Raw genomic sequence first — 2,591 nt, 5'->3', positions numbered from 1 at the left:
GGGCGTGGCATCGGATCGAGGATTGGCTGTCGCGGTTTGCCCCCCGATTCCGTGCGGAGCTGAACCCGCCGGCAACGGCAGGCGAGATCGACACTGTTGCAACCGCCCTTGGTGTGGCGCTCCCGGCCGACCTTCGGATCTGGTGGGGACTGTCCAACGGAGTCCAGCACGGTATCGGCCTACCAAGTGCAAGCCTGATCCCTGACTTCTCAAGTCCATACCCCACGTCCATCGCCCTGGAGCGTTGGCGGATGCACCTGGAGGTCCAACAGAAGTCGTACCCGCCGGGGCCGCGTGAAGAGATGGCACGATTCGTGGCCGACCAGAACCCCCAGCCAGCGGGCACCCTCCAACCCCAGTTGTACTGGCTCCCCCGATGGCTGCCCATCGCCGGTGACGGTGCGGGGGGCGGAGTATTCATCGACCTACGCGAGGGTCCGCTCCACGGATGCCTGGTGGAGTTCTCCCGAGAGCACCAGGGCACGACACCGCTGTGGGAGTCCGTGACGCAGCTGTGGGTAGATGTCGCTGACGAGCTGGAAGCCGTCGACACCGACATGCTCCGCAGCGACCGCATTGACGACCTGGGGTTCGGCTCGTGGGCGCCTCCCAACTCCTAACCGGAACGTGCGAGCCGCTACTGCGGAGCGTCCTGACCGAAAATGGTCAAAGGCGGCAAGTTAACGCCGCTCACGCAGCGTGAGAGCAGAGCCTCTGAACGGCCGGACGTGTCACCCAACAACTGGCACCGATCCGTAACGCATCAAGTGGAGCCCGACACCCTGTCGTACTCCGCTTGATGGGTTACGTCCTGGCTTCACCTGATGCGTGACACGATGCCCTGGCTCGTTGGCTACCCGCTGTGAACGCGGGGCGGCCGGAGAGGGCTGGCGTATCCGCTTCTGCCGAGATGAGTGCACCTAGACATGCCACGAAAGCGCCCAGCGTAATAGAACGAACGAATAAGACATCAATGCAATGGTGGTAACTCTGAGCTCATGATAATGATTCGCTCCGCCACGAATCGCACGAGGGGAATCTCGGCATTCAAGTCGGCGTCATCGACGAAGGGTGTGAACTTCCCCCTACCGCCCTCCTTGCTATGCACAAGTGCGTTTCTGGTTTTGTAGATCCTATTGGTAAGCGCGGTGAGCACCTTGGCGTGGTCGCGAGATTCTAGGTCGACCACATCGCCATCCGAGAACGGGACCTTATTTTCGGCGTAGAATCTGATGAGATCCGGCCTGAAACCGTGAATGTCCTCTTTTAGATCTGACAGGACTATGTACTTCTCTAGGGTTAACCTCAGAGCCGCCTGTTCGCTGCTGATGACAAGCTCTTCGTCGCGAAGCTGAACGGCCCGCGTGACGCTTCTTATCAGCTTTCTAACGTCGTTCTTACGGCGATGAGAAAAGCCGGGGTCAGTAATCAACCCCTGGACTCTTGCAATCAAATCGTCGTGATAGACGTTCTCGAACCAATGCTCGGCGACATGATAATACGAAAGATATTCGAGCATGGGACTCTCGGAAGAGACGCCGAGCCGGTAATGGTGCACGAGATCTGAGACGTAGTGCCTTCGTGGAGCCTCCAGTTCCTGCGGCGACGATCGCCTCATCCGCCTAAATCTTGAGGGTCCGGCGAGCTGCTCGAAGTCGTACTCCGGCATGATCGCCCAGTCTAGGTTGTAGCTAAAGTGGAACAAAAAGCCATCAATATATGGCTTCCAATATTTGCGGGAGCGTTGACTTGATGACGTTACGCGGAAAGTGAGGAGCGCTGGTGCCAATTCTTGGAAGACCTCTAGCGCATCCGAGTCCAATTCACCGAGGGTGCGATAGCGGCTGATGAACAAATAACTCGGCGACCATCTCGGGCCACCCTCCTTCTCTAGACAGAGTAGGACGTAGAGTAAATACTCAAGACTCGACCTCCCTAATTCGTACGAAAGCCCTGCCTGGGAATCATGAATAGAGAGCGGCTCGTCACGGAAGCGGCGGCCCATGACCGCTCGGTGAAGGCGCACAGCCACCTCATAGCATGTCGGACTTGCTATTGAAGCGCCATCTATGCCTTCAAAGCTGGAAAGCCGCTCTGCAACCTCGTTAAGGCGCGTAATGGTAGCCGAGAGTTCGCCCTTGTCCGGGTCGTCTCCAAAGATGTATCTATCGCCTACTTGCTGAAAATTCATTCGGAGGGCTTTGGCAATAACCCGAGCCACATCCTCGCTTGACGCTTCCATGGAAACCCTTCGATGGACTGGAGAACTCTAACAGGGGTACAGCAGCGCGTCGAATGCCCTGGAGCAACGTCTCGTATGGCGGGGTGCGTGCGGTTGCTCGAACTGGTACGCCGGCCAGACCACCGCCCGACAGATCAGCCCACGCCGCCGAAGGCCCGCGGGGCATCCTCTTCTGCCGCCGTCCGAGCGCTTAGCGTCGGCCACCTCGGTACGTCCGTGGCAAGTGTCAGGTGGGCCCTGGTCAGTCGACCATTACGGCGAAGACCGACGACATCGGCACCGGCCCGGCACACCGGGAGTCGTTCGACCGGGCGCGGCTATCGCCCATCACGAAGACGGAGTCGGCCGG

General features: G+C 59.1%; 3 protein-coding genes. 1 reads left to right on the top strand and 2 read right to left on the bottom strand.

Features of this window, described 5'->3' with window-relative positions:
* Positions 1–620 (top strand): SMI1/KNR4 family protein (locus AC5RWQ_RS30105; RefSeq protein ID WP_494285981.1); only part of this gene is annotated, 620 nt, incomplete at its 5' end.
* A gap of 350 nt (positions 621–970) precedes the next feature.
* Here the strand turns inward: AC5RWQ_RS30105 and AC5RWQ_RS30100 are convergent.
* Together AC5RWQ_RS30100 and AC5RWQ_RS30095 are read right to left on the bottom strand one after the other, a co-directional pair.
* Entirely contained in the window at positions 971–1,669 is a 699-nt protein-coding gene (locus AC5RWQ_RS30100) for a hypothetical protein (RefSeq protein WP_494285980.1), read from the bottom strand.
* An 814-nt stretch (positions 1,670–2,483) separates the two neighbouring features.
* Positions 2,484–2,591: S26 family signal peptidase (locus tag AC5RWQ_RS30095; RefSeq protein WP_494285982.1), on the bottom strand; the 108-nt coding region annotated here is incomplete at its 5' end.

The sequence above is a fragment of the Micromonospora sp. BS32 genome (assembly GCF_059089345.1).
This window is presented reverse-complemented; position numbering and strand designations above follow the sequence as displayed.